The following is a 17,648-nucleotide window of genomic DNA, read 5'->3' on the forward strand; positions in this document are numbered from 1 at the left end:
GATGACGGTTTTGTTTTTGGGCGGCTTGGGTCCGGTGGCTGGGTCCGGTGTGCGGGGCCGGTGTTTGCGGCCGGGCCCTTCGACTCAGCCTTAATCGCCGCGGGCGGCGATTAAGGCTGGCTCAGGATGACGGGGTTTTACTCCCCCTTGGGAAACTCTAGGCCCATGGCGCGGTAGCGTTCGGGGTCGTCGACCCAGTTGTCGCGGACTTTGACGAAGAGGAAGAGGTGGACGCGGCGTTCCAGGATCGATTCGAGGTCGGTGCGGGAGTCCGCGCCGACTTTTTTGATTTGCTGGCCGCCCTTGCCTAGGACGATTTTCTTTTGCGAATCCCGGCGCACGTAGATGACTTGGTCGATCTTGACCGAGCCGTCTTTGCGTTCTTCCCAGGTTTCGGTTTCGACGGTGAGCGCGTAGGGCAGTTCCTGGCGCAGGGCGAGGAAGAGCTTTTCGCGCGTCACTTCGGCGGCGAGTTGGCGCAGCGGGATTTCCGAGATCTGATCTTCGGGGTAATGCCATGGGCCCTGGGGCGCGCGTTTGGCGAGGCTGTTCAGCAGGTCGGTGACCCCGTCGCCGGTGAGGGCCGAGATCATGAAAATGTCGTCCGCGATGCCTTGGGCGTCGATCCAGGCGGCGAGGTCGAGGAGTTTGGTGCGCTCGACCGCATCGACCTTGTTGATCGCGACGACGGCGCGGCGGTTTTGATCCTTGAGCGCGGCGACGATGGCTTGGGCGTCGCGGTCGGGGACGCCATTACGGGCCGCGGATGCGTCGATCAGTAGGACAATGCCGTCGGTGTCGGCGACACCGGTCCAGGCCGCCTCGACCATGGCGCGTTCGAGCCGGCGGCTTGGCGCGAAAATACCCGGCGTGTCGATGAACACGAGTTGCGCGGCGCCGTGCAGCGCGATCCCGACGATGCGGCTGCGGGTGGTTTGCACCTTGGGCGTGACGATCGCGATCTTGGCGCCGACGACGCGGTTGAGCAGCGTCGACTTGCCGGCATTGGGCGCGCCGATGATCGCAAAGAAGCCGCAGCGGGTGGGATCAGCGTTCATGCGCGCGAGGCGTACGCCTTTGGCGCGGCGAAGGGAAGGGAAAAGCCGTGCCGTGACTGCACGGGACGGTGGACCGGCGGTCTCACGTTTCCTGGTCTGCGGTGACGGCAGCCAACAGGGCTTGGGCGGCGGCCTGTTGGGCGCGCCGCTTGGAGGTGCCCTCGCCGTGGACCGGCGGGTGGCCCTCGAGCGAGGCCGCGATCACGAAGACCGGGTCGTGGGCGGGGCCGGAGCGTTCGACCTCTTCGTACATCGGCGGGTGGAGACCGGCGGCGTGGGCCCATTCCTGCAGCGCGGTCTTGGCGTCGCGACCGGCATGGCCGTCGGTCCCGACCAGGGGATCCCAGTGGCGGTGGATGAAGTCGGCCGCCGCCGTCAGGCCACCGTCGATATAGAGTGCGGCAATCACGGCTTCCATCGCGTCGGCGAGCATCGCGGCCTTGTTGCGGCCGCCGGATTCTTCCTCGGCTTTGGACATGCGCAGAAAATCGCCAAGCTCGACCGCGCGGGCGACCGTGGCCAGGGTTTCGCGGCGCACTAGGCTGTTGTAGCGGCGGGCTAGCGCGCCGGCTTCGGCCTTCTCGAAGGTCGCGACGAGGTGGTCGGCGATGACGAGGCCGAGCACGCGATCGCCGAGGAACTCGAGCCGGTCGTTGTCGGGACCGTGGGCCTGGTCGCGGCCGCCATCAAGACTGGGGTGGGTCAGCGCCTCGGTGAGGAGCGTGGGATCGCGAAACCGGTAGCCGATCAACGCACAGAATTCTTCCTCGGTGCGCAGCGCCATGGGCGCTCAATACTCCTGCACGGTTTTGAACAGGCGCTGCCAGCGAATGACCGTGGGCCATTTCCAGACCTCCCAGAAATGCCCGGTGCCGTTGGTCGAGAAGAACATGACCTCGGCGCGGCCGACGAGGTTTTCCTCGGGCACCTGCCCGACCGCGAAGGTGACGCGGCTGTCCTGCGAATCGTCGCGGTTGTCCCCCATCATGAAGTAGAACCCCTCGCGGATCTGATAGACCGAAGTATTGTCGAGCGGGCCGTCCGGGGTTTGGTCGAGGGTGCGGTAGCGGCGGCCGTTAGGCAGCGTCTCGACATATTGCGGCACACGCAGGACGTTGCCGTTGCCGCGGGTGACGATGAAGTCGTCGATCCGTTCGCGCGCGACCGGTTCGCCATTGATGTGCAGGACGCTGTCGATCATTTGGATACGATCGCCCGGCATCCCGATCACGCGCTTGATGAAATCGGTCGAGGGATCGCTTGGCAGCTTGAAGACTGCGACGTCGCCGCGCTCGGGCGCCTGGCGGAACACCCGGCCCGGAAAGAGGTCCATCCCAAGCGGCAAAGAATAGCGGCTATAGCCGTAAGAAAATTTCGAAACGAACAAATAGTCGCCGACCAACAACGTGGGGATCATCGAGCCCGAGGGAATGTTGAATGGCTCGAATGCGACCGTCCGAATCACGACGGCGATTAGGACCGCATAGATCAGGGTTCGGATGGTCTCGCCGATCCCTCCCTTGCCCTTGCGGGCGGCACGCGTATTCGACAAGGCGGAATCCTCTAACGGTCAGACGGGGGCCGGCTCGGCGGCACAGCGGTAATCACGACAATAGCCTGGGCAAGCGGGTGATCGTCGGTGATGGTGAGATCGATCTGAGCTTTCATGCCCGCCGGAAGCAACTCGTGCAAGCGTTTCAGCGCCCCGCCGGTCAGTTCCATGGTGGGTTTGCCCGAGGGCAGGTTCACGACACCGAGATCGCGCCAGAACACGCCGCGGCGAAACCCGGTGCCGAGCGCCTTGGAGCAGGCTTCCTTGGCGGCGAATCGCTTGGCATAGGAAGCGGCCCGATTGGCACGGCGGTCGGATTTGCGCTGTTCGATCGGGGTGAAGCAACGGGCGACGAAGCGGTCGCCGAAACGCTCGAGCGTTTTCTCGACCCGCCGAATATCGATCAGGTCGCTGCCAAGGCCGATGATCATGCCGGGCACCGCCCCATCAGGCGCTGCGCGCGCCGCTGGTTTCGGCGCGCGCCCGGTCCATCAGGGCGCGCATCCGTTTGATTGCGGAATCGAGACCGCCGAAAATCGCTTCGCCGATCAGGAAGTGGCCGATGTTGAGTTCCACCAGGTTGGGGATCTGAGCAACCGGCGCCACGGTGTCGTAGGAGAGGCCATGACCCGCGTGGCATTCCAAGCCAAGTTCGGCGGCCTGTGCAGCCGCTTTGCGGAGGCGGGACAGTTCTTTGTCGCGCGCCGCGCCCTCGGCGTGGCAATACGCACCGGTATGGAGCTCGACCACCGGCGCACCGATACGAACGGCGGCGTCGAGCTGATTCGGGTCGGGCGCGATGAACAGCGAGACGCGGATGCCGGCGTCGCTCAGGCGGGCAACGTAGGGCCGCAAAGTATTTTGCGCGCGGTGGACTTCGAGGCCCCCTTCGGTGGTGCGCTCCTCGCGCCGTTCCGGTACCAGGCAGGCGGCGTGCGGTTTGTGGCGCAGGGCAATGGCCAGCATTTCGTCGGTCGCGGCCATTTCGAGATTGAGCGGCAGGATGGTCTCGCGTCCCAATCGTTCGATATCGTCATCGGAGATGTGGCGGCGGTCTTCGCGTAGGTGCGCCGTCAAGCCATCGGCACCGGCCTCGGCGGCCAACCGCGCCGCGCGCACCGGATCGGGGTGCGGTCCGCCACGCGCATTGCGAATGGTTGCCACGTGGTCGATGTTCACACCGAGACGCAGACGCTTTGTCATTGCACTGGTTCCTTGCTCGCTTCGATCGCGCCTTTGCGACGGATCGTGCGTTGACGCACCATGCGTTCGACACGGTGCCGCCGGGCCCGCCGGTAGGATCGTATCAAATACTTAAAGGGAAAGTAGGATACGAACCACACGACAAGCGCCGTCGGCAGTCCGCCTACAAGCATCGGCAGGAAGATGCCGAGGAAATCGTCGCGGATCACGGTCAGCGTAAATTCCTCGGAGACCCCCGCGTCGGCCCCAAGAATCCAGGTACCGAGTTTATAAATCCACAACCAGATCAGCGGGAACGTCCACGGGTTGCCGAACGCGGTGCCAAGCGCGGAAGCGAGAAAGTTGCCACCCATCACCCACGCAAGGAGCGCCGCAACCAAGAAGTGAAACCCCATCAGCGGGGTAAACGACACGGCAATCCCGCACGCCAGGCCGATCGCGATGCTTTCCGGGGTGCCCGGCAAGCGTGCCACGCGGTGGCGCAAATAGGAAAACGTGCGGCCCCAGCCAGCCCGCGGCCAAAGGATATTGCGGGCGCGGTAAAGGATCGAGCGAGGCTTACGGGGCTTGAACAGCACGATCTACTTCAGTCCCCGGCTACCCGGCTTGACGGCGGGGATTGCAGCGAGCGCCGGTGGCAAGTCGTCTTCCGCATAGGCGGGCACTTTGAAGCCGGTCAGCGAGATCAAAGGTACGCCCAGATCGACCGCACCGTCGCTGCGATCGATCAGGCACGACGCCGCCACGACCGTACCGCCGAAAGACGAGATGCACGCGATGCATTCGAGCGAGCTTTTGCCCGTGGTCACGATGTCTTCGGCCATCAGAACGCGGGCGCCCTTGGGGATGTCGAAGCCGCGCCGCAGCGTGAACGATCCGTCGACGCGTTCGGTGAAGATCGACGGGACGCCAAGCTGGCGGGCGAGCTCGTAGCCGACGACGACGCCACCCATGGCTGGCGAAATCACCATATCCACGGCACCGGCGCCGATTTGTGCGACGATTTTGTCGGCAAGCGCCCGACACAAAAGAGCCCCGCGTGCCGGATCCATCATGACCCGGGCGCATTGCAAATAGACCGGACTGTGGAGGCCCGAGCTGAGGAGAAAATGGCCGTCGAGAAGCGCACCCGCGGCTCGGAACTGTTCGAGCACTTCGTCGCGGGTCATGCGCGCACCCGGTCAACTTTGTGAATACGCTCTTCGGCGCGGAGCGCCGCAATCATACCTGTCATGTGTTTCACGTCCCGCACCTCGACATCGACCAGAAACTCAAAGAAGTCGTCCGACCGGTTGCTGACCTTAAGATTGGTGATGTTGGCATTGTTCCTGGCAATAACACCCGTCAACGCATTGAGGGCGCCAGGTTCGTTGGTAAGCGTCACTTTGATCCGACCGAGATGTACGTCGTCGCTGTCGCGCTCGACATCCCACGATACATCGAGCCAGCTCTCAGGCGAACTGCCAAAGCTGCGCAGGGTCTCGCAATCGATGGTATGGATGCGAACCCCCTTCCCCTCAGTCAGGATTCCAACGATCCGGTCGCCCGGCAGTGGATGGCAACAATCGGCGAAGTGCACCGCAACGCCCTTGATCAGGCCCTTGATAGGGATGGCCTTCTCGACATCGCGGCCGGCGCGAACGCGGCGAATGGCGGCCCGCACGAAATTGGGGATGCGCCGCTCGTCCTCGGCCGGAAACACGATATCGAGGACCTCCTTGCCCGATACGAAGCCCTGGCCGACATGGGCGTAAAGTTCGTTCGGCGTCTTGAGACGCAGTACCGTCAGCGCGCGTTCCAAGGCTTTCTCGTTGATTTCGTGACCGGCTTTTTGGAAGGCGCGCTCGAGGATCGCCGACCCGAGATCGACATACTGTTGATCCTGCTGGCCTCGGACGAAGCGACGGATGGCCGAGCGGGCCTTGCCGGTCGCGACGAAGTTGAGCCACGTCGGCGACGGCGTTTGCGCGGAAGAACGCATGATCTCGACCTGATCGCCGTTTTCCAGCACCGTCCGCAAGGGCGCGATGCGACCGTTGACCTTGGCCCCGACGCAAGTATCGCCGATGTCGGAATGCACGGCATAGGCGAAGTCGACCGGTGTCGCGCCGCGAGGCAACGCGATCAAAGCGCCCTTGGGCGAAAAACAGAAGACTTGATCTTGATACATCTCGAGCTTGGTATGTTCGAGGAACTCCTCGGGCTGGCCACCGTGCTCTAGAATCTCCAGCAACTGCCGTATCCAACTGAACTGCTGCGCGCCCTCCTTGAGGGACAGGCCTTCTTTGTACTGCCAATGGGCGGCGACACCGTGTTCGGCAACAGCATTCATCTCGCGGGTGCGAATTTGAACTTCGATGCGCCGTCTCTGCGGACCGATCACCGTCGTGTGGATCGAGCGGTAGCCGTTAGGCTTGGGTGTCGAGATGAAGTCCTTGAACCGCTCGGGCACCATCGAATGCCTGCGATGAACGATCCCAAGCGCCCGGTAGCAGTCGTCCTCGCTGTCGACAAGAATGCGAAAAGCCATGACGTCCGCCAGCTGCTCGAACGAAATGTTCTTGCGCTCCATTTTGCGCCAAATCGAATAGGGCCGCTTTTCGCGCCCGAACACCGTTGCCTCGAGGCCGGCGGCGGCAAGGGTCTGCTGCAGCTCATGCGTGATGCGCGCGATGATATCGCCGGTCTCGCTGCGCAGGAAATCCAGCCGCCCGACGACCGACTTTCGGGCCTCGGGATTTAGTTCCGCGAAGGCAAGGTCCTCCAATTCGTCCTTGATCGCGTGCATGCCGATCCGCTCCGCCAGGGGGGCATAGATATCCATCGTTTCGGAGGCGATACGATGGCGCCGTTCCGGCTTGGCAATGAAGCTGAGGGTCCGCATGTTGTGCAGCCGGTCCGCCAGTTTGACGATGAGGACCCGCAGATCGTTCGACATCGCGACGAGCAGCTTGCGGAAGTTCTCCGCCTCGCGCGACCGTTGGGTCGGCCGCAGGTGTTCCAGCATGGTGAGTTTGGTAACGCCGTCGACGAGTTGGGCGATTTCGGACCCGAACTGTTCGTCGATCTGGGCAAGCGTCGCGACGGTGTCCTCGACGGTATCGTGCAGCAGCGCCGTTGCAACCGACGCGGCGTCGAGGCGCATGTCGGCAACGATACCGGCAACCTCCAACGGATGGGAGAAATAGGGTTCACCGCTGGCGCGAACCTGGGTGCCATGGGCACGATGGGAAAAATCGAAGGCGCGGCTGACCAGCGCAACGTCGACACTTGGGTCGCTGCGCTGAACCCGGGCGACGAATGCGGCTTGATCAATCACAGCGGGCCATTCGTTGCGACGCTTGCAGCGCCGTCGCACGATGCCCGCCCACGGTCACGGCTGCGACGGGGCGCGGGGCCGCGTTAGATATCCTCGGACGCGGCTGGCGCTGGCGTCGGTTTGCGGAAAACGTCTTCTTCGACATAGTCGGGTTCGGGTTTTGCTGGCGGCTGGGGTTCGGGCGTCCAGTCGCTCGACATCAGCATCGCCATATCGTCTTCTTCGGGTTCGTCGGACTCGACCTGCTTTTGCAAGCTGAGGATCAGCGCGTCGTCGAGGTCGTCCTTGCCAATGGTCTTGTCGGCGATTTCGCGCAGCGCAATGACCGGGTTCTTGTCGTTGTCGCGCTCGACCGTGAGCGGCGCTCCGGCGGAGATTTCCCGCGACCGCTGCGCGGCCAGCACCACGAGTTCGAAACGGTTGGGGACGATTTCAACGCAGTCCTCGACGGTGACGCGGGCCATTCAACTCTCCAATACGGCTATCTGAGGCATTCCCGAACCCGGATCGGCCTCCGGAACGCTTCCCTTAGATATGCGGTTGCGCTGCACAACGCAAGGGTTTGTGCGCTATTTCAAGGGATTGGCGGGCTCTGCAGCAGCGGGTGGACGTTTTGGTTGGGGTCCAGACCCGCCAGCAGGGCGGCCAACGGGCGGCCACTGCGCGGGTGGACCCAGTCCGGATCGAGGTCCGCCAGGGGATGCAGGACAAACGCGCGATCGGCCAGACGGGGATGGGGGAGCGTCGGTTCGTCCCCGGCTTCAGATCCGGCCTGGCATAGGCCGTCATAGTCGAGCAAATCCAGATCGAGTACCCGGGCCTCCCAGCGGCGGTGGCGGACCCGCCCGAAAGCCGCCTCGATCCGGTGCAACGCAGCCAGGGTTGCCGTGGGGCTGTGCGTCGTTTCGATCCGAGCTACGGCGTTCACGAACCAGGGCTGGTCGGACGCCGGTACCGGGGCACTTTCGAAGAAACGCGAAACCGCCACCACAGTAAGGTTCTCGCCGCCAAAATGGTCCAAGGCCGCCGCGAGCGTCGCTGCCGGCAGGCCGTACACGGGATGGGGCAGATTGGCGCCCAGACCGACCAAAATCACGGTGATGTGCACTCCTTGCGATTGGCCCTTGCCGACCACACTTCGCACTCTACATACAGCAATTGAAAGGGCCGCCGCAGATTCGCGTGCGAACCCGCGCCCGGACGCCGGTCGGCTCAAACACGCGGAATAGATATGACGTCGTTATCCACCGAGCGAATCGGTCTTTTTATCGACGGGTCGAACCTTTATGCGGCGGCGCGCGCGCTCGGATTCGACATCGACTACAAGAACCTCCTGGCGGTCTTTAGCGAGCGCGGCCGCATCGTGCGCGCGCTTTACTACACCGCCATGATCGAGGATCAAGAGTATTCGCCGCTGCGTCCCCTGGTCGATTGGCTCGATTACAACGGCTATTCCTTGGTGACCAAACCGGCCAAGGAATTCATCGACCACGCCGGGCGGCGAAAGATCAAAGGCAACATGGACATCGAAATCGCGGTCGACCTGATGGAAATGGCGCCGCGCCTAGACCATGTGTACCTGTTCTCGGGCGACGGCGACTTTCGCCGATTGGTCGAATCGGTGCAGCGCCAGGCAGTGCGGGTAACGGTCGTCAGTTCCATCGCCACGAGCCCACCGATGATCGCCGACGACCTGCGCCGACAGGCCGATGCCTTTATCGACCTTACCGACTTGATGCCGCGCATCGCGCGGACCCACCGCGACCCGCAAAAACCCGCCAACGAACCGGACGGCCCGCGCGCGTTGCGCGACAGCGCCTGATCCTTAAGGTTGGGGGATGGAGATACCCGCCCCCGACTGTTCGCTCTGCCCACGATTGGCGGCGTTTCGCGCAGACAACGCCACAACTTTTCCCGATTGGCACAATGCGCCGGTCGCGTCGTTCGGGGCGGCCGATGCGCCCTTGCTGATCGTCGGCTTGGCCCCCGGTTTGCGCGGGGCGAACCGCACGGGACGGCCCTTCACCGGCGACTGGGCTGGTCAGCTCTTGTATCCCACCCTACTGAAGTTCGGCCTCGCCGAGGGACCTTACGGCGAACGTCCCGACGACGGGCTGCGATTGGTTGACTGCCGGATCACCAATGCGGTGCGCTGTGTGCCGCCCCAAAACAAGCCGACCGGCGCCGAAGCCAAGGCGTGCCGGCCGTTCTTGGTCAGCGAGATCGCCGGCATGCCGCGGTTGAAGGGTATCTTGGCGCTCGGGACGCTGGCGCACGACGCGGTGCTGACGACGCTCGGCGAAAAGCGCGCGGCCCACCGCTTCGGGCACGGCGCGGTACATACCTTGGCAAACGGGCTGTGGCTGGCGGACAGCTATCACTGCTCGCGCTACAACACCAACACCGGTCGACTGACGACCGAGATGTTCGACGCAGTGGTCGGCGCGGCGGTCGCGCGCTTGCGCGGTTAGGTCGCACGTAGGGCGCTAAGCCGCGCCAGGGTGAAACAGACCAACGCGCTCGCCGTCACGACCGCCAGCACGATCGCTAGCGGCATTGCGGTTTGGTGGGTAACGAGCCCCGCCGCGACGGTGCCCCCTGCCCCCATCGCATAACCCCAAAACCCCAACAGCGACGACCCGGCTCCGGCCATGCGCGGGTCGGCACCCACCGCCAGAGCGTTGACCATCGGGATCGCAAATCCATTGCCGAACCCGAAGATCGCCACCGGCAATGTGATCGCCAGGACCGGGCCGGCGTCGGTCAACGCCAGCAGGCCAAGTGCCGCCGGCGAGATCAACGAGACAGCAGTGCCGAAAACCACCAGCGACTCGGGCCGGAAGCGATGGCCGATCCGTACCACGACGAAGTTGGCGCCCAGGAAAGCGAGCGTCAGCGACATCATGATGAGACCGACCCCTTCGACCGGCGTCCCGAAGGCGTTGGTCAGGACGAAGGGAACCGACGCGATAAACGCGAAGAAGCCGGCGCGCAGGAAGCCGCCGCCGATCACGTTGAAGGCAAACGGCGCGCGGCGCATCAGCGACCAGTAGTCCGCGAGATACCCGGCGATACCGGCGGGCCGCTCGACACTGCCGCGGGCCAGGAGCGGCGCGCGCCGTGCCGATAGGTAGAGAACCCAGAGCGCCAAAGCACCGAGCACGATGAAACTGACCCGCCAACTTCCCGTAAGTCCTTCGAGCCCGCCGCCGATCAACGGGGCGGCAGTGGCGGCAAGCGAGGCGGCCATCGACAAATAGACGAACACGCGGGCGGTGTCGGCTTGGCCGAAGGAATCGCGTGCAATCGCCCGTGGCAGGACGGCGACCCCGGCTGCACCCAGCCCCTGGAGCATCCGTCCGGCAATCAACAGCTCGATGGTCGGCGCGAGGGCGCATCCGGCTGTGCCGATAACGAAAATCACGAGGCTACCCGCGAGGACCCGCCACCGGCCCAACCGGTCCGACGCAGGCCCGTGCCAGACCTGAACTAGGCCGAACGTCAGAATGAAGGCCGTCAACGAAAACTGCGCCAGGGCCGGCGTCGTTCGCAGGTCCGCCGCGATCGAGGGGAGCGAGGGAACATAGATGGTCGATGCCACCACGGAGACCATGGTCGCGATCATCAGGTAGGGAATGGCGATCGGCGGCGGCGCCGCGGGCGTGGAGGGCATTGCTGCACGCTGTGGCGACCGAACCGATTCGTCAAGGGCCGGACCGGAGCGCTAGACTGACGTTCATGCACCGCGTGACGTCATGGGGACGACCGACCGGCTGGGCTAGTAGCGGCGGCTGAGATGCGCCCGTTCGCCGACACCGCAGTGCAATCGGCCTACGAGGCCTATCCGACACGGATACGGGCCACGATGATGCGGCTGCGCGAGTTGATCTTGGAGTGCGCGGCCGACGAGGAAATCGGCGGCGTCGTCGAGACGCTGAAGTGGGGACAGCCGGCCTATCTGCCTGCCAAGGCGCGGACCGGAACAACGGTACGGCTCGGGCAGGTACGCGAAGCGCCGGACGCCTGCGCGCTGCTGGTGCACTGCCAGACCGATTTGATCGATAGTTATCGCGGGTTATTCGGCGACGAGCTTGTGTTCCAGGGGGACCGTGCGATTTTGTTTCCGCCGGGGGCCACCGTTCCCTCCGCGGCGGTCCGCCACTGCATTACGCTCGCCCTGACCTACCACGCCCGCAAGCGGGCGCGGGGCACCGCGCGGCGCTAACCGCGGCTGCGCAACAGGCGGGCCTGGCTGAGTTTCCAGTCGCGCGCTTTGACATCGGCGCGCTTGTCATAGTTCTTTTTACCGCGACCCAAGGCGAGTTCGAGTTTTGCAATGCCGCGGGCATTGAAATAGATCTTGAGCGGGATGATCGTCATGCCGCCACGCCGGACCTCGCCCAAGTATTTCTCAAGCTGCTTTTTGTGCATCAGCAGTTTGCGCGGGCGCGTCGGTTCGTGGTTGGCGCGGTTGGCCGCTTTGTATTCGGGGATGTGGGCGTTGACCAGCCATAGCGCGCCGTCGCGTTCGGCGGCGTAGGCTTCGGCGATGCTGCCTCCGCCCGCGCGCAGGCTCTTCACTTCGCTGCCGGTTAGGATGATCCCGACTTCGAGCGAGTCCTCGATGTGATAGTCGCGCCGCGCCTTGCGATTGACCGCGACGGTGCGGTCGACCCGCGGCGGTTTAGCTGCCATGTCGTCACTCGATCAGGCCGACAGACTTCAGGGCAGTTTGCACGCGTTCTTTGGTCTTGTCGCCGATGCCTACCAAGGGCAGGCGCAATTCGTCGGAACACTTGCCCAGCAGGCTCAGCGCATATTTGGCCGGCGCCGGGCTGGTTTCGAGAAACAGCGCGATATGCAGCGCCATCAACCGGTCGTTGAGGGCCAGCGCATCGAGCGGACGCCCCTCCGCCCAGGCCGTTTGAAACTCGGCACACAGACGCGGCGCGACATTCGCGGTCACCGAGATGCAGCCGTGCCCGCCGTGGGCGTTGAAGGCCAGCGCCGTCGGATCTTCGCCCGACAATTGGCAAAACTGCGGCCCCAGCAACAGCCGCGTCGAGGTGACGCGGGGAATACTTGCGGTGGCATCTTTCACGCCGACGATGTTGGGCAGTTCGGCCAAGCGCGCCATCGTCTCCTGCGACATGTCGATAACGCTGCGCGGCGGAATATTGTAAATCAGGATCGGGAGATCGACCGAATCGTGAATCGCTTTGTAATGGGCGTACAGGCCTTCTTGCGTCGGCTTGTTGTAGTAGGGCGTGACCACGAGGGCGGCATCGGCGCCAGCGGCCTTGGCGTGTTGGGTGAATGCGATCGCCTCGGCGGTCGCGTTAGACCCGGTGCCCGCGATCACCGGCACGCGGCCCGCGGCGGCCTCGATGCACAGCTCGGTCACACGCTTGTGTTCGTCGTGGGTGAGGGTCGGCGACTCCCCGGTCGTTCCGACGGGGACGAGACCGTGGGTCCCTTCGGAAATCTGCCATTCCACGAGGTCCTGAAAGGCTTTCTCGTCGACAGCGCCGTTCTTGAAGGGTGTCACCAACGCGACGAAGGAGCCCTTGAACATGGCTAACCCCATAGAGACATTGTGGAAATTCGCGCGACCATAGCGTGCAGGGCACACCCTCGCAAGCGAGGGTAGTGTATGATCGCACCGGAATGAGGTGAGAGGACCATGGGCCGACTACTCGGGTCGATCATCGCCGGAACCGTCGTGTTCGGTCTCTGGTCGGGGGTACCAGCCGCCTGGAGCGCCGAAGCGTTGTCGCCGAGCGACCGGCTGCGCTACACCGAGGCGTTCGCTGACGCCGAGAAAGGGCGCTGGGCGGCGTCGATGGAAGCCGCCGCGCAGGGTACCAATCCGCTCGCCACCAGCTACTTCCGTTGGCGCTACTACAGTCAGCCCGGGGCGACGCCGACCTTCGACGAGATCGCTTCGTTCATCGACACCCATCCAGACTGGCCGCAAATGGCGCGCATGTTGCGCAATGCCGAAGCGTTGCTGCAGGCCCGCCCCGAAGACGACGACCCCTTCGTGTTGGACTGGTTCGGGCGCTATCCGCCGGTCAGTACGACGGGAAAGATACGCCTCGCCGAGGCCCAATTACGCAGCGGCCAACTCGATGCCGGCTACAAGCTGCTGCGCGAAGCATGGATCGAAGGCAATTTCGAGCGCGGCGACGAACGCACCATCCTGCGGCGCCACCGCCAACTCCTAACGCGCGACGATCACGCCGAACGGCTGGACCGATTGCTGTGGGATCGCCGCCGCGGCGACGCGATGCGGCTTCTGCCCAATGTATCGAGCGAATTGCGCGCGCTCGGCCTGGCGCGGATCGGCTTGATCGAATCGGCAGGAAACGTCGATACGCTGATCGGCCGGGTGCCCGACGCACTGCGCGACAATCCCGGCCTTGCCTTCGAGCGCGCCCGGTGGCGCCGGACCAAGGGATTCGACGACCGCGCCCGCGAGATCATGCTAGAGCCGCGCCTGAGCGAATTGCGGGCCGACAAGTGGTGGCAGGAACGGCGCATCCAGGTTCGCAACGCACTTTATGAAGGCCAGGTCACCGACGCCTATGTCGTGGCGACGTTGAGCGACTTGGAACCGGGCGGGGCGGACTACGCCGAAGCTGAATGGTTAGCGGGCTGGGTCGCGCTGCGGTTTCTCAATCAGCCCGACTTGGCCTTGGATCACTTTGCGAGATTGCACGACGCGGTGTTGTTTCCGGTCAGCGTGTCGCGGGCGGCCTATTGGGCCGGGCGCGCCGCCGACGCGTTGGACGACACCGACCTGGCAGCGAAGTGGTATGCGGACGCGGCGCTCTACCCCCTCACCTATCACGGGCAGCTCGCGATCGAACGCCTGGGTGCCGCGCCGACCTTGGCGCTGCCGCCCGAGCCCGCCCCGACCATTGCCGAGGCCGAAGCGTTCCCGGGCAAGGAGATGGCCCGCCTGACGCGTTTGTTGGCCGACCTCGGCCAAAGCCGGGAGGTCGACCCGTTCGTATTGACCTTGGATGAACAGGTGCGTACCGCCGGCGAACGGGTGCTTGTCGCCGTCCTCGCCGACGCGCTGGGCCGGCGCGACCTTGCGGTGCGCGTCGCCAAGAACGCCGAACGCGACGGCGTCTATTTGCCGACGCGGGCCTATCCCGTGATCGAGATGCCGCGGACCTACGTTCAGGACACCGCGTTGCTACTCGCCATGTCGCGCCAAGAAAGCGCCTTCGACCCCGAGGCCGTGAGCCATGCCGGGGCGCGCGGCCTGATGCAATTGATGCCGGCGACGGCCCGGCATACCGCCAAGAGTATCAATGTCCGGTACAGCGCCGCGCGCCTGACCAGCGATCCCGCCTATAACGCCATGCTGGGCTCGGCCCACCTGAAGGAATTGCTGGAGACATTCGACGGTAATTATGTGTTGGCGGTTGCCGCATATAACGCTGGCGAAGGCCGGGTAAGGCGCTGGCTGCGCCAAAACGGCGACCCGCGCACAGACGCGGTCGATGCCGTCGACTGGATCGAATTGATTCCCTTCACCGAAACCCGCGACTACGTTCAACGGGTGATGGGCAATCTGCAGGTCTATCGTACCCGCCTCGCCAAGGGCGAGACGGTACCGCTGCGCCTGACCAAAGACCTGACCAACTAAGAAGGCATGAGCATGACCGTAGCGGCACCCGAGGCCGGTTTTCGCGCGCGTACCTTTACCGTGGGAGACGGGACGCAACTTTACTACCGCGACTATGGCGACATCCTATCGACCAAGACGGCCATCATTTGTCTGTCGGGCCTGACCCGCAATTCGAAGGACTTTCACCGGCTGGCGCTGCGATTGGCGCCGGACCGCAGGGTCGTCGCCATGGATTACCGTGGGCGGGGGCGATCGGATTACGATTCGAACCCCCAGAACTACCTACCCGAGACCTACGTGCGCGATGTCCTCGACCTCGCTGCGGTGACGGGCATCCACCGCGCGGTTGTGATCGGCACCTCGCTCGGCGGTCTCGTCTCGATGGGCCTCGCTGTGGCACGGCCGACGCTCCTGGCGGGCGTCGTGATGAACGACATCGGCCCGGAGATCCCGCTCGCCGCACTCAAGCGGATCGGCAGCTATGCCGGCAAGGACGAGACTTTTGGCAGTTGGGAAGCGGCGATCGCCGAATGCAAGGCGCGCTATGGGTCCGCCCATCCCGGCAAAACGGATGGCGACTGGGCGGAACTGGCGCACGACAGCTTCGTCGAAAAGGACGGGCGGATCGTACCCGACTACGACATTCGCATCACCAAAGCCCGACCGCCCAACCCGCCACCTGACCTTTGGGCGCTGTTCGGCGCGCTTGGGCGCATCCCCGTCTTGGCCGTTCGCGGCGAGATCTCGGACGTTCTGACAGAGGAAACCTTCGACAAAATGGCTGCGGCCAAGCCCGACCTGATCCGGGTCACCGTGCCTCGATGCGGACATAATCCAAGCCTGGGCGAACCCGAAGTGCGCGCCGCGCTCGACCCGTTCTTAGACCGGATCGACGCGCGCGAAGTTAGCCACGGGTAGCGCCCCTAGGCTCGGACCGATAAAGTCCGCGGCGTTTACCCAGGAGGCGCCGTGGCCGAATACCGCGAACATACCCACACCACCCGCGAGGGATTGTCGCTGTACTACCGGGCTTACGGTCCGGACGACAACACCGGCACGCCGGTCCTGTGTCTGAGCGGACTGACCCGAAACTGCCGCGACTACCATGCGCTTGCAGTGCATCTTGGCCGCTCGCGCCGGGTGCTAACGCTGGATTACCGTGGCTGTGGGCGTTCGGACCGCGATCTCGACTACATGAACTACCAGGTCGACAACGACACTGCCGATGTCGTCGACCTGCTGGACGGAATCGGCGTGAGGCGCACGATCTTTGTCGGTACGTCGCGCGGCGGCCTAGTGACGATGACCTTGGCCCTGTCGCGCCCGGATCTGATCGCCGGCGTCGTCCTGAACGACGTCGGTCCGGCCCTGCGTAGCGGCGGTCGGGGTAAGGTGGCCAAGTATTTCGACCTCCCCTATGCCTACGCCAATTGGACCGACGCTTGCGCCGCCTATCGCGCTTGGTCGGAAAAGACCACGCCGGGCCTGACCGACGCCCAATGGATGGAACGCGCCCGCGCGACGTTCGTCGAAACCCGCGACGGTCGGGTGCACTTCGATTTCGATCCGAAGATGGGCGACGCCTATCGCGGCCGCACCAACCCGCCCCATAGCTGGGCCAAGTTCGAGGCGATGAAAGACAAGCCCATCCTGTCGATTCGCGGCGAATGGTCGGGCATTCTCACCGCCGAAACCGTTGCGGAAATGCGTGGGGTCAAACCCGACCTGCAAGCGGCGACGATTCCCAATCGCGGACATACGCCATTGCTGGACGAACCCGAATCTTTGGCCGCGATCGACGCTTTTATGGCTGGGGTACCGTGAACGCCCCCTACGCCGGCACCGCCCTCGAACAGGCGCCAGACCGAGCCACGTCGGACTTACCGACCTATGAGGACATTCTCGACGCTGCGGCGCGCTTGCGCGGCATCGCCGTCCGCACGCCGCTTTTGGAAGCGGCGCTCCTTAACGACCGTGCGGGCGCACGCGTCTTGGTCAAAGCGGAAATGCTGCAAAAGACCGGATCGTTCAAGCTGCGCGGCGCGTGGAATAGGATCGGTAGGCTGACGGCGTCACAGAAAAAGGTGGGCGTACTGTGCTATTCGTCCGGCAACCATGCGCAGGGCGTCGCGGCCTCGGCGCTGCTGGCCGGCACCAGCGCTACGGTCTTGATGCCGGCCACAGCGCCCGTGTTGAAGGTTGCGCGGTGCCGGGCCCTAGGCGCCACAGTCATCCTGCACGAAGGTGACCGCTACAGTATGGTGGCCCGGGCCATCGACATGGCGAACGCGGAGGGTCGGGTCTTGGTTCCGTCCTACGACGACCCGCTCATCATTGCCGGTCAGGGCACCGTCGGCCTGGAGATTGCCGAGGATTTGACCGCCGCCGAAATCGTGCCCGATGCAGTGCTGGTGCCCTGCGGTGGCGGCGGCCTCTTGGCAGGCACCGCAACGGCGATCAAGAAACGCTTTCCGCACGCTGCCGTCTACGGCGTGGAGCCCGCCGGTTTCGACGACACCGTGCGCTCGCTTGCCGCCGGGTCACCGGTCGCCAACCAACCCGGTGCACGCACGATTTGCGATGCCCTGATGGTGCCCGAACCCGGCGCCCTGACCTTCGCCGTCAACCGGACGTTATTGACGGGTGCCGTCGCGGTCGACGACGGCGCGGTACGCGGCGCGATGGCGGCAGCCTTCGAACATCTGAAAGTCGTTGCCGAACCGGGCGGCGCGGTGGCGCTGGCGGCGCTCCTAGCCGGCGCCGTCGACCTTCGCGGCAAGACGGTGGTGGTGGTTGCCTCGGGCGGCAACGTGGACCCCGCGACCTTTGCCGATGCCATTGCGCCCCACCCCTAGACCAGGAGACCGGACG

Annotated in this window: 20 protein-coding genes; 7 read left to right on the forward strand and 13 right to left on the reverse strand. The window is 64.5% G+C overall.

The window, feature by feature from the left end; all coding sequences use genetic code 11:
* Nucleotides 1-137 precede the first annotated feature (137 nt).
* From era to folK, 10 genes are all read right to left on the reverse strand, one after another.
* Complete coding sequence (gene era / locus RID42_16405) at nucleotides 138-1,058, reverse strand: GTPase Era (protein ID MEQ8249263.1); 921 nt, start codon at nucleotides 1,056-1,058, stop codon at nucleotides 138-140.
* Nucleotides 1,059-1,140: 82 nt separating this feature from the next.
* Nucleotides 1,141-1,842 (reverse strand): ribonuclease III, encoded by a 702-nt coding sequence (gene rnc, locus RID42_16410; protein ID MEQ8249264.1) that lies wholly within the window; start codon nucleotides 1,840-1,842, stop codon nucleotides 1,141-1,143.
* Between the two features lie 6 nt (nucleotides 1,843-1,848).
* The gene (lepB, locus tag RID42_16415; protein ID MEQ8249265.1) at nucleotides 1,849-2,610 is read right to left on the reverse strand and encodes a signal peptidase I; all 762 of its coding nucleotides are present in this window, start codon (nucleotides 2,608-2,610) and stop codon (nucleotides 1,849-1,851) included.
* Nucleotides 2,611-2,621: 11 nt separating this feature from the next.
* The gene (gene acpS / locus RID42_16420; protein MEQ8249266.1) at nucleotides 2,622-3,041 is read right to left on the reverse strand and encodes a holo-ACP synthase; all 420 of its coding nucleotides are present in this window, start codon (nucleotides 3,039-3,041) and stop codon (nucleotides 2,622-2,624) included.
* A 16-nt stretch (nucleotides 3,042-3,057) separates the two neighbouring features.
* Nucleotides 3,058-3,813, reverse strand: coding sequence for a pyridoxine 5'-phosphate synthase (locus RID42_16425; protein MEQ8249267.1), 756 nt, complete (start codon nucleotides 3,811-3,813; stop codon nucleotides 3,058-3,060).
* Nucleotides 3,810-4,391, reverse strand: a complete 582-nt coding sequence (locus RID42_16430; GenBank protein MEQ8249268.1) for a DUF2062 domain-containing protein — start codon at nucleotides 4,389-4,391, stop codon at nucleotides 3,810-3,812. The genes RID42_16425 and RID42_16430 overlap by 4 nt, the downstream gene beginning before the upstream one ends.
* A gap of 3 nt (nucleotides 4,392-4,394) precedes the next feature.
* Entirely contained in the window at nucleotides 4,395-4,982 is a 588-nt protein-coding gene (gene pyrE, locus RID42_16435; protein MEQ8249269.1) for an orotate phosphoribosyltransferase, read from the reverse strand.
* The gene (locus RID42_16440; GenBank protein ID MEQ8249270.1) at nucleotides 4,979-7,132 is read right to left on the reverse strand and encodes a bifunctional (p)ppGpp synthetase/guanosine-3',5'-bis(diphosphate) 3'-pyrophosphohydrolase; all 2,154 of its coding nucleotides are present in this window, start codon (nucleotides 7,130-7,132) and stop codon (nucleotides 4,979-4,981) included. The genes pyrE and RID42_16440 overlap by 4 nt, the downstream gene beginning before the upstream one ends.
* 83 nt (nucleotides 7,133-7,215) lie before the next feature.
* A complete protein-coding gene (rpoZ, locus tag RID42_16445) occupies nucleotides 7,216-7,596 on the reverse strand; it encodes a DNA-directed RNA polymerase subunit omega (protein MEQ8249271.1) in 381 nt (126 codons plus the stop codon).
* A 110-nt stretch (nucleotides 7,597-7,706) separates the two neighbouring features.
* On the reverse strand, nucleotides 7,707-8,228 hold the full coding sequence (gene folK / locus RID42_16450; GenBank protein MEQ8249272.1) for a 2-amino-4-hydroxy-6-hydroxymethyldihydropteridine diphosphokinase: 522 nt from the start codon (nucleotides 8,226-8,228) through the stop codon (nucleotides 7,707-7,709).
* A 135-nt stretch (nucleotides 8,229-8,363) separates the two neighbouring features.
* Here folK and RID42_16455 point away from each other — a divergent pair, with 135 nt between their 5' ends.
* The gene (locus tag RID42_16455) at nucleotides 8,364-8,954 is read left to right on the forward strand and encodes an NYN domain-containing protein (GenBank protein ID MEQ8249273.1); all 591 of its coding nucleotides are present in this window, start codon (nucleotides 8,364-8,366) and stop codon (nucleotides 8,952-8,954) included.
* A gap of 16 nt (nucleotides 8,955-8,970) precedes the next feature.
* On the forward strand, nucleotides 8,971-9,603 hold the full coding sequence (locus RID42_16460; GenBank protein ID MEQ8249274.1) for a uracil-DNA glycosylase: 633 nt from the start codon (nucleotides 8,971-8,973) through the stop codon (nucleotides 9,601-9,603).
* Here RID42_16460 and RID42_16465 read toward each other — a convergent pair.
* Entirely contained in the window at nucleotides 9,600-10,805 is a 1,206-nt protein-coding gene (locus tag RID42_16465; protein MEQ8249275.1) for an MFS transporter, read from the reverse strand. The genes RID42_16460 and RID42_16465 overlap by 4 nt on opposite strands.
* A gap of 123 nt (nucleotides 10,806-10,928) precedes the next feature.
* Here RID42_16465 and RID42_16470 point away from each other — a divergent pair, with 123 nt between their 5' ends.
* Complete coding sequence (locus RID42_16470) at nucleotides 10,929-11,357, forward strand: DUF1801 domain-containing protein (GenBank protein MEQ8249276.1); 429 nt, start codon at nucleotides 10,929-10,931, stop codon at nucleotides 11,355-11,357.
* On the opposite strand, the gene smpB is transcribed toward RID42_16470, so the two are convergent.
* Both smpB and dapA read right to left on the reverse strand, forming a co-directional pair.
* Nucleotides 11,354-11,827 carry an SsrA-binding protein SmpB gene (gene smpB / locus RID42_16475; protein MEQ8249277.1) on the reverse strand — a complete coding sequence of 158 codons (474 nt, stop codon included), beginning with the start codon at nucleotides 11,825-11,827 and terminating at the stop codon, nucleotides 11,354-11,356. The genes RID42_16470 and smpB overlap by 4 nt on opposite strands.
* 4 nt (nucleotides 11,828-11,831) lie before the next feature.
* The gene (gene dapA, locus RID42_16480) at nucleotides 11,832-12,707 is read right to left on the reverse strand and encodes a 4-hydroxy-tetrahydrodipicolinate synthase (GenBank protein MEQ8249278.1); all 876 of its coding nucleotides are present in this window, start codon (nucleotides 12,705-12,707) and stop codon (nucleotides 11,832-11,834) included.
* Between the two features lie 108 nt (nucleotides 12,708-12,815).
* On the opposite strand from dapA, the gene RID42_16485 reads away from it, so the two are divergent.
* Genes RID42_16485 through RID42_16500 form a run of 4 tightly spaced genes read left to right on the forward strand, consistent with a single transcriptional unit; the run spans nucleotide 12,816 to nucleotide 17,632 of the window.
* On the forward strand, nucleotides 12,816-14,795 hold the full coding sequence (locus tag RID42_16485) for a lytic transglycosylase domain-containing protein (protein ID MEQ8249279.1): 1,980 nt from the start codon (nucleotides 12,816-12,818) through the stop codon (nucleotides 14,793-14,795).
* A 12-nt stretch (nucleotides 14,796-14,807) separates the two neighbouring features.
* Nucleotides 14,808-15,695, forward strand: coding sequence for an alpha/beta hydrolase (locus tag RID42_16490; protein MEQ8249280.1), 888 nt, complete (start codon nucleotides 14,808-14,810; stop codon nucleotides 15,693-15,695).
* A gap of 51 nt (nucleotides 15,696-15,746) precedes the next feature.
* Nucleotides 15,747-16,601 carry an alpha/beta hydrolase gene (locus tag RID42_16495; protein MEQ8249281.1) on the forward strand — a complete coding sequence of 285 codons (855 nt, stop codon included), beginning with the start codon at nucleotides 15,747-15,749 and terminating at the stop codon, nucleotides 16,599-16,601.
* Nucleotides 16,598-17,632 (forward strand): threonine/serine dehydratase, encoded by a 1,035-nt coding sequence (locus RID42_16500; GenBank protein ID MEQ8249282.1) that lies wholly within the window; start codon nucleotides 16,598-16,600, stop codon nucleotides 17,630-17,632. The genes RID42_16495 and RID42_16500 overlap by 4 nt, the downstream gene beginning before the upstream one ends.
* Nucleotides 17,633-17,648 lie beyond the last annotated feature (16 nt).

Source organism: Alphaproteobacteria bacterium (assembly GCA_040216735.1).
Classification (GTDB): Bacteria; Pseudomonadota; Alphaproteobacteria; order SHVP01; family SHVP01; genus CALJDF01.

What these genes read in the sequence shown, in the direction of transcription:
- RID42_16455 (MEQ8249273.1), top strand. Translation starts at nt 8,364, where the DNA reads ATGACGTCGTTATCCACCGAGCGAATCGGTCTTTTTATCGACGGGTCG.
- RID42_16485 (MEQ8249279.1), top strand. Translation starts at nt 12,816, where the DNA reads ATGGGCCGACTACTCGGGTCGATCATCGCCGGAACCGTCGTGTTCGGT.
- rpoZ (MEQ8249271.1), bottom strand. Translation starts at nt 7,596, where the DNA reads ATGGCCCGCGTCACCGTCGAGGACTGCGTTGAAATCGTCCCCAACCGT.
- smpB (MEQ8249277.1), bottom strand. Translation starts at nt 11,827, where the DNA reads ATGGCAGCTAAACCGCCGCGGGTCGACCGCACCGTCGCGGTCAATCGC.
- dapA (MEQ8249278.1), bottom strand. Translation starts at nt 12,707, where the DNA reads ATGTTCAAGGGCTCCTTCGTCGCGTTGGTGACACCCTTCAAGAACGGC.
- era (MEQ8249263.1), bottom strand. Translation starts at nt 1,058, where the DNA reads ATGAACGCTGATCCCACCCGCTGCGGCTTCTTTGCGATCATCGGCGCG.
- RID42_16490 (MEQ8249280.1), top strand. Translation starts at nt 14,808, where the DNA reads ATGACCGTAGCGGCACCCGAGGCCGGTTTTCGCGCGCGTACCTTTACC.
- acpS (MEQ8249266.1), bottom strand. Translation starts at nt 3,041, where the DNA reads ATGATCATCGGCCTTGGCAGCGACCTGATCGATATTCGGCGGGTCGAG.
- RID42_16470 (MEQ8249276.1), top strand. Translation starts at nt 10,929, where the DNA reads ATGCGCCCGTTCGCCGACACCGCAGTGCAATCGGCCTACGAGGCCTAT.
- pyrE (MEQ8249269.1), bottom strand. Translation starts at nt 4,982, where the DNA reads ATGACCCGCGACGAAGTGCTCGAACAGTTCCGAGCCGCGGGTGCGCTT.
- RID42_16425 (MEQ8249267.1), bottom strand. Translation starts at nt 3,813, where the DNA reads ATGACAAAGCGTCTGCGTCTCGGTGTGAACATCGACCACGTGGCAACC.
- RID42_16460 (MEQ8249274.1), top strand. Translation starts at nt 8,971, where the DNA reads ATGGAGATACCCGCCCCCGACTGTTCGCTCTGCCCACGATTGGCGGCG.
- RID42_16465 (MEQ8249275.1), bottom strand. Translation starts at nt 10,805, where the DNA reads ATGCCCTCCACGCCCGCGGCGCCGCCGCCGATCGCCATTCCCTACCTG.
- rnc (MEQ8249264.1), bottom strand. Translation starts at nt 1,842, where the DNA reads ATGGCGCTGCGCACCGAGGAAGAATTCTGTGCGTTGATCGGCTACCGG.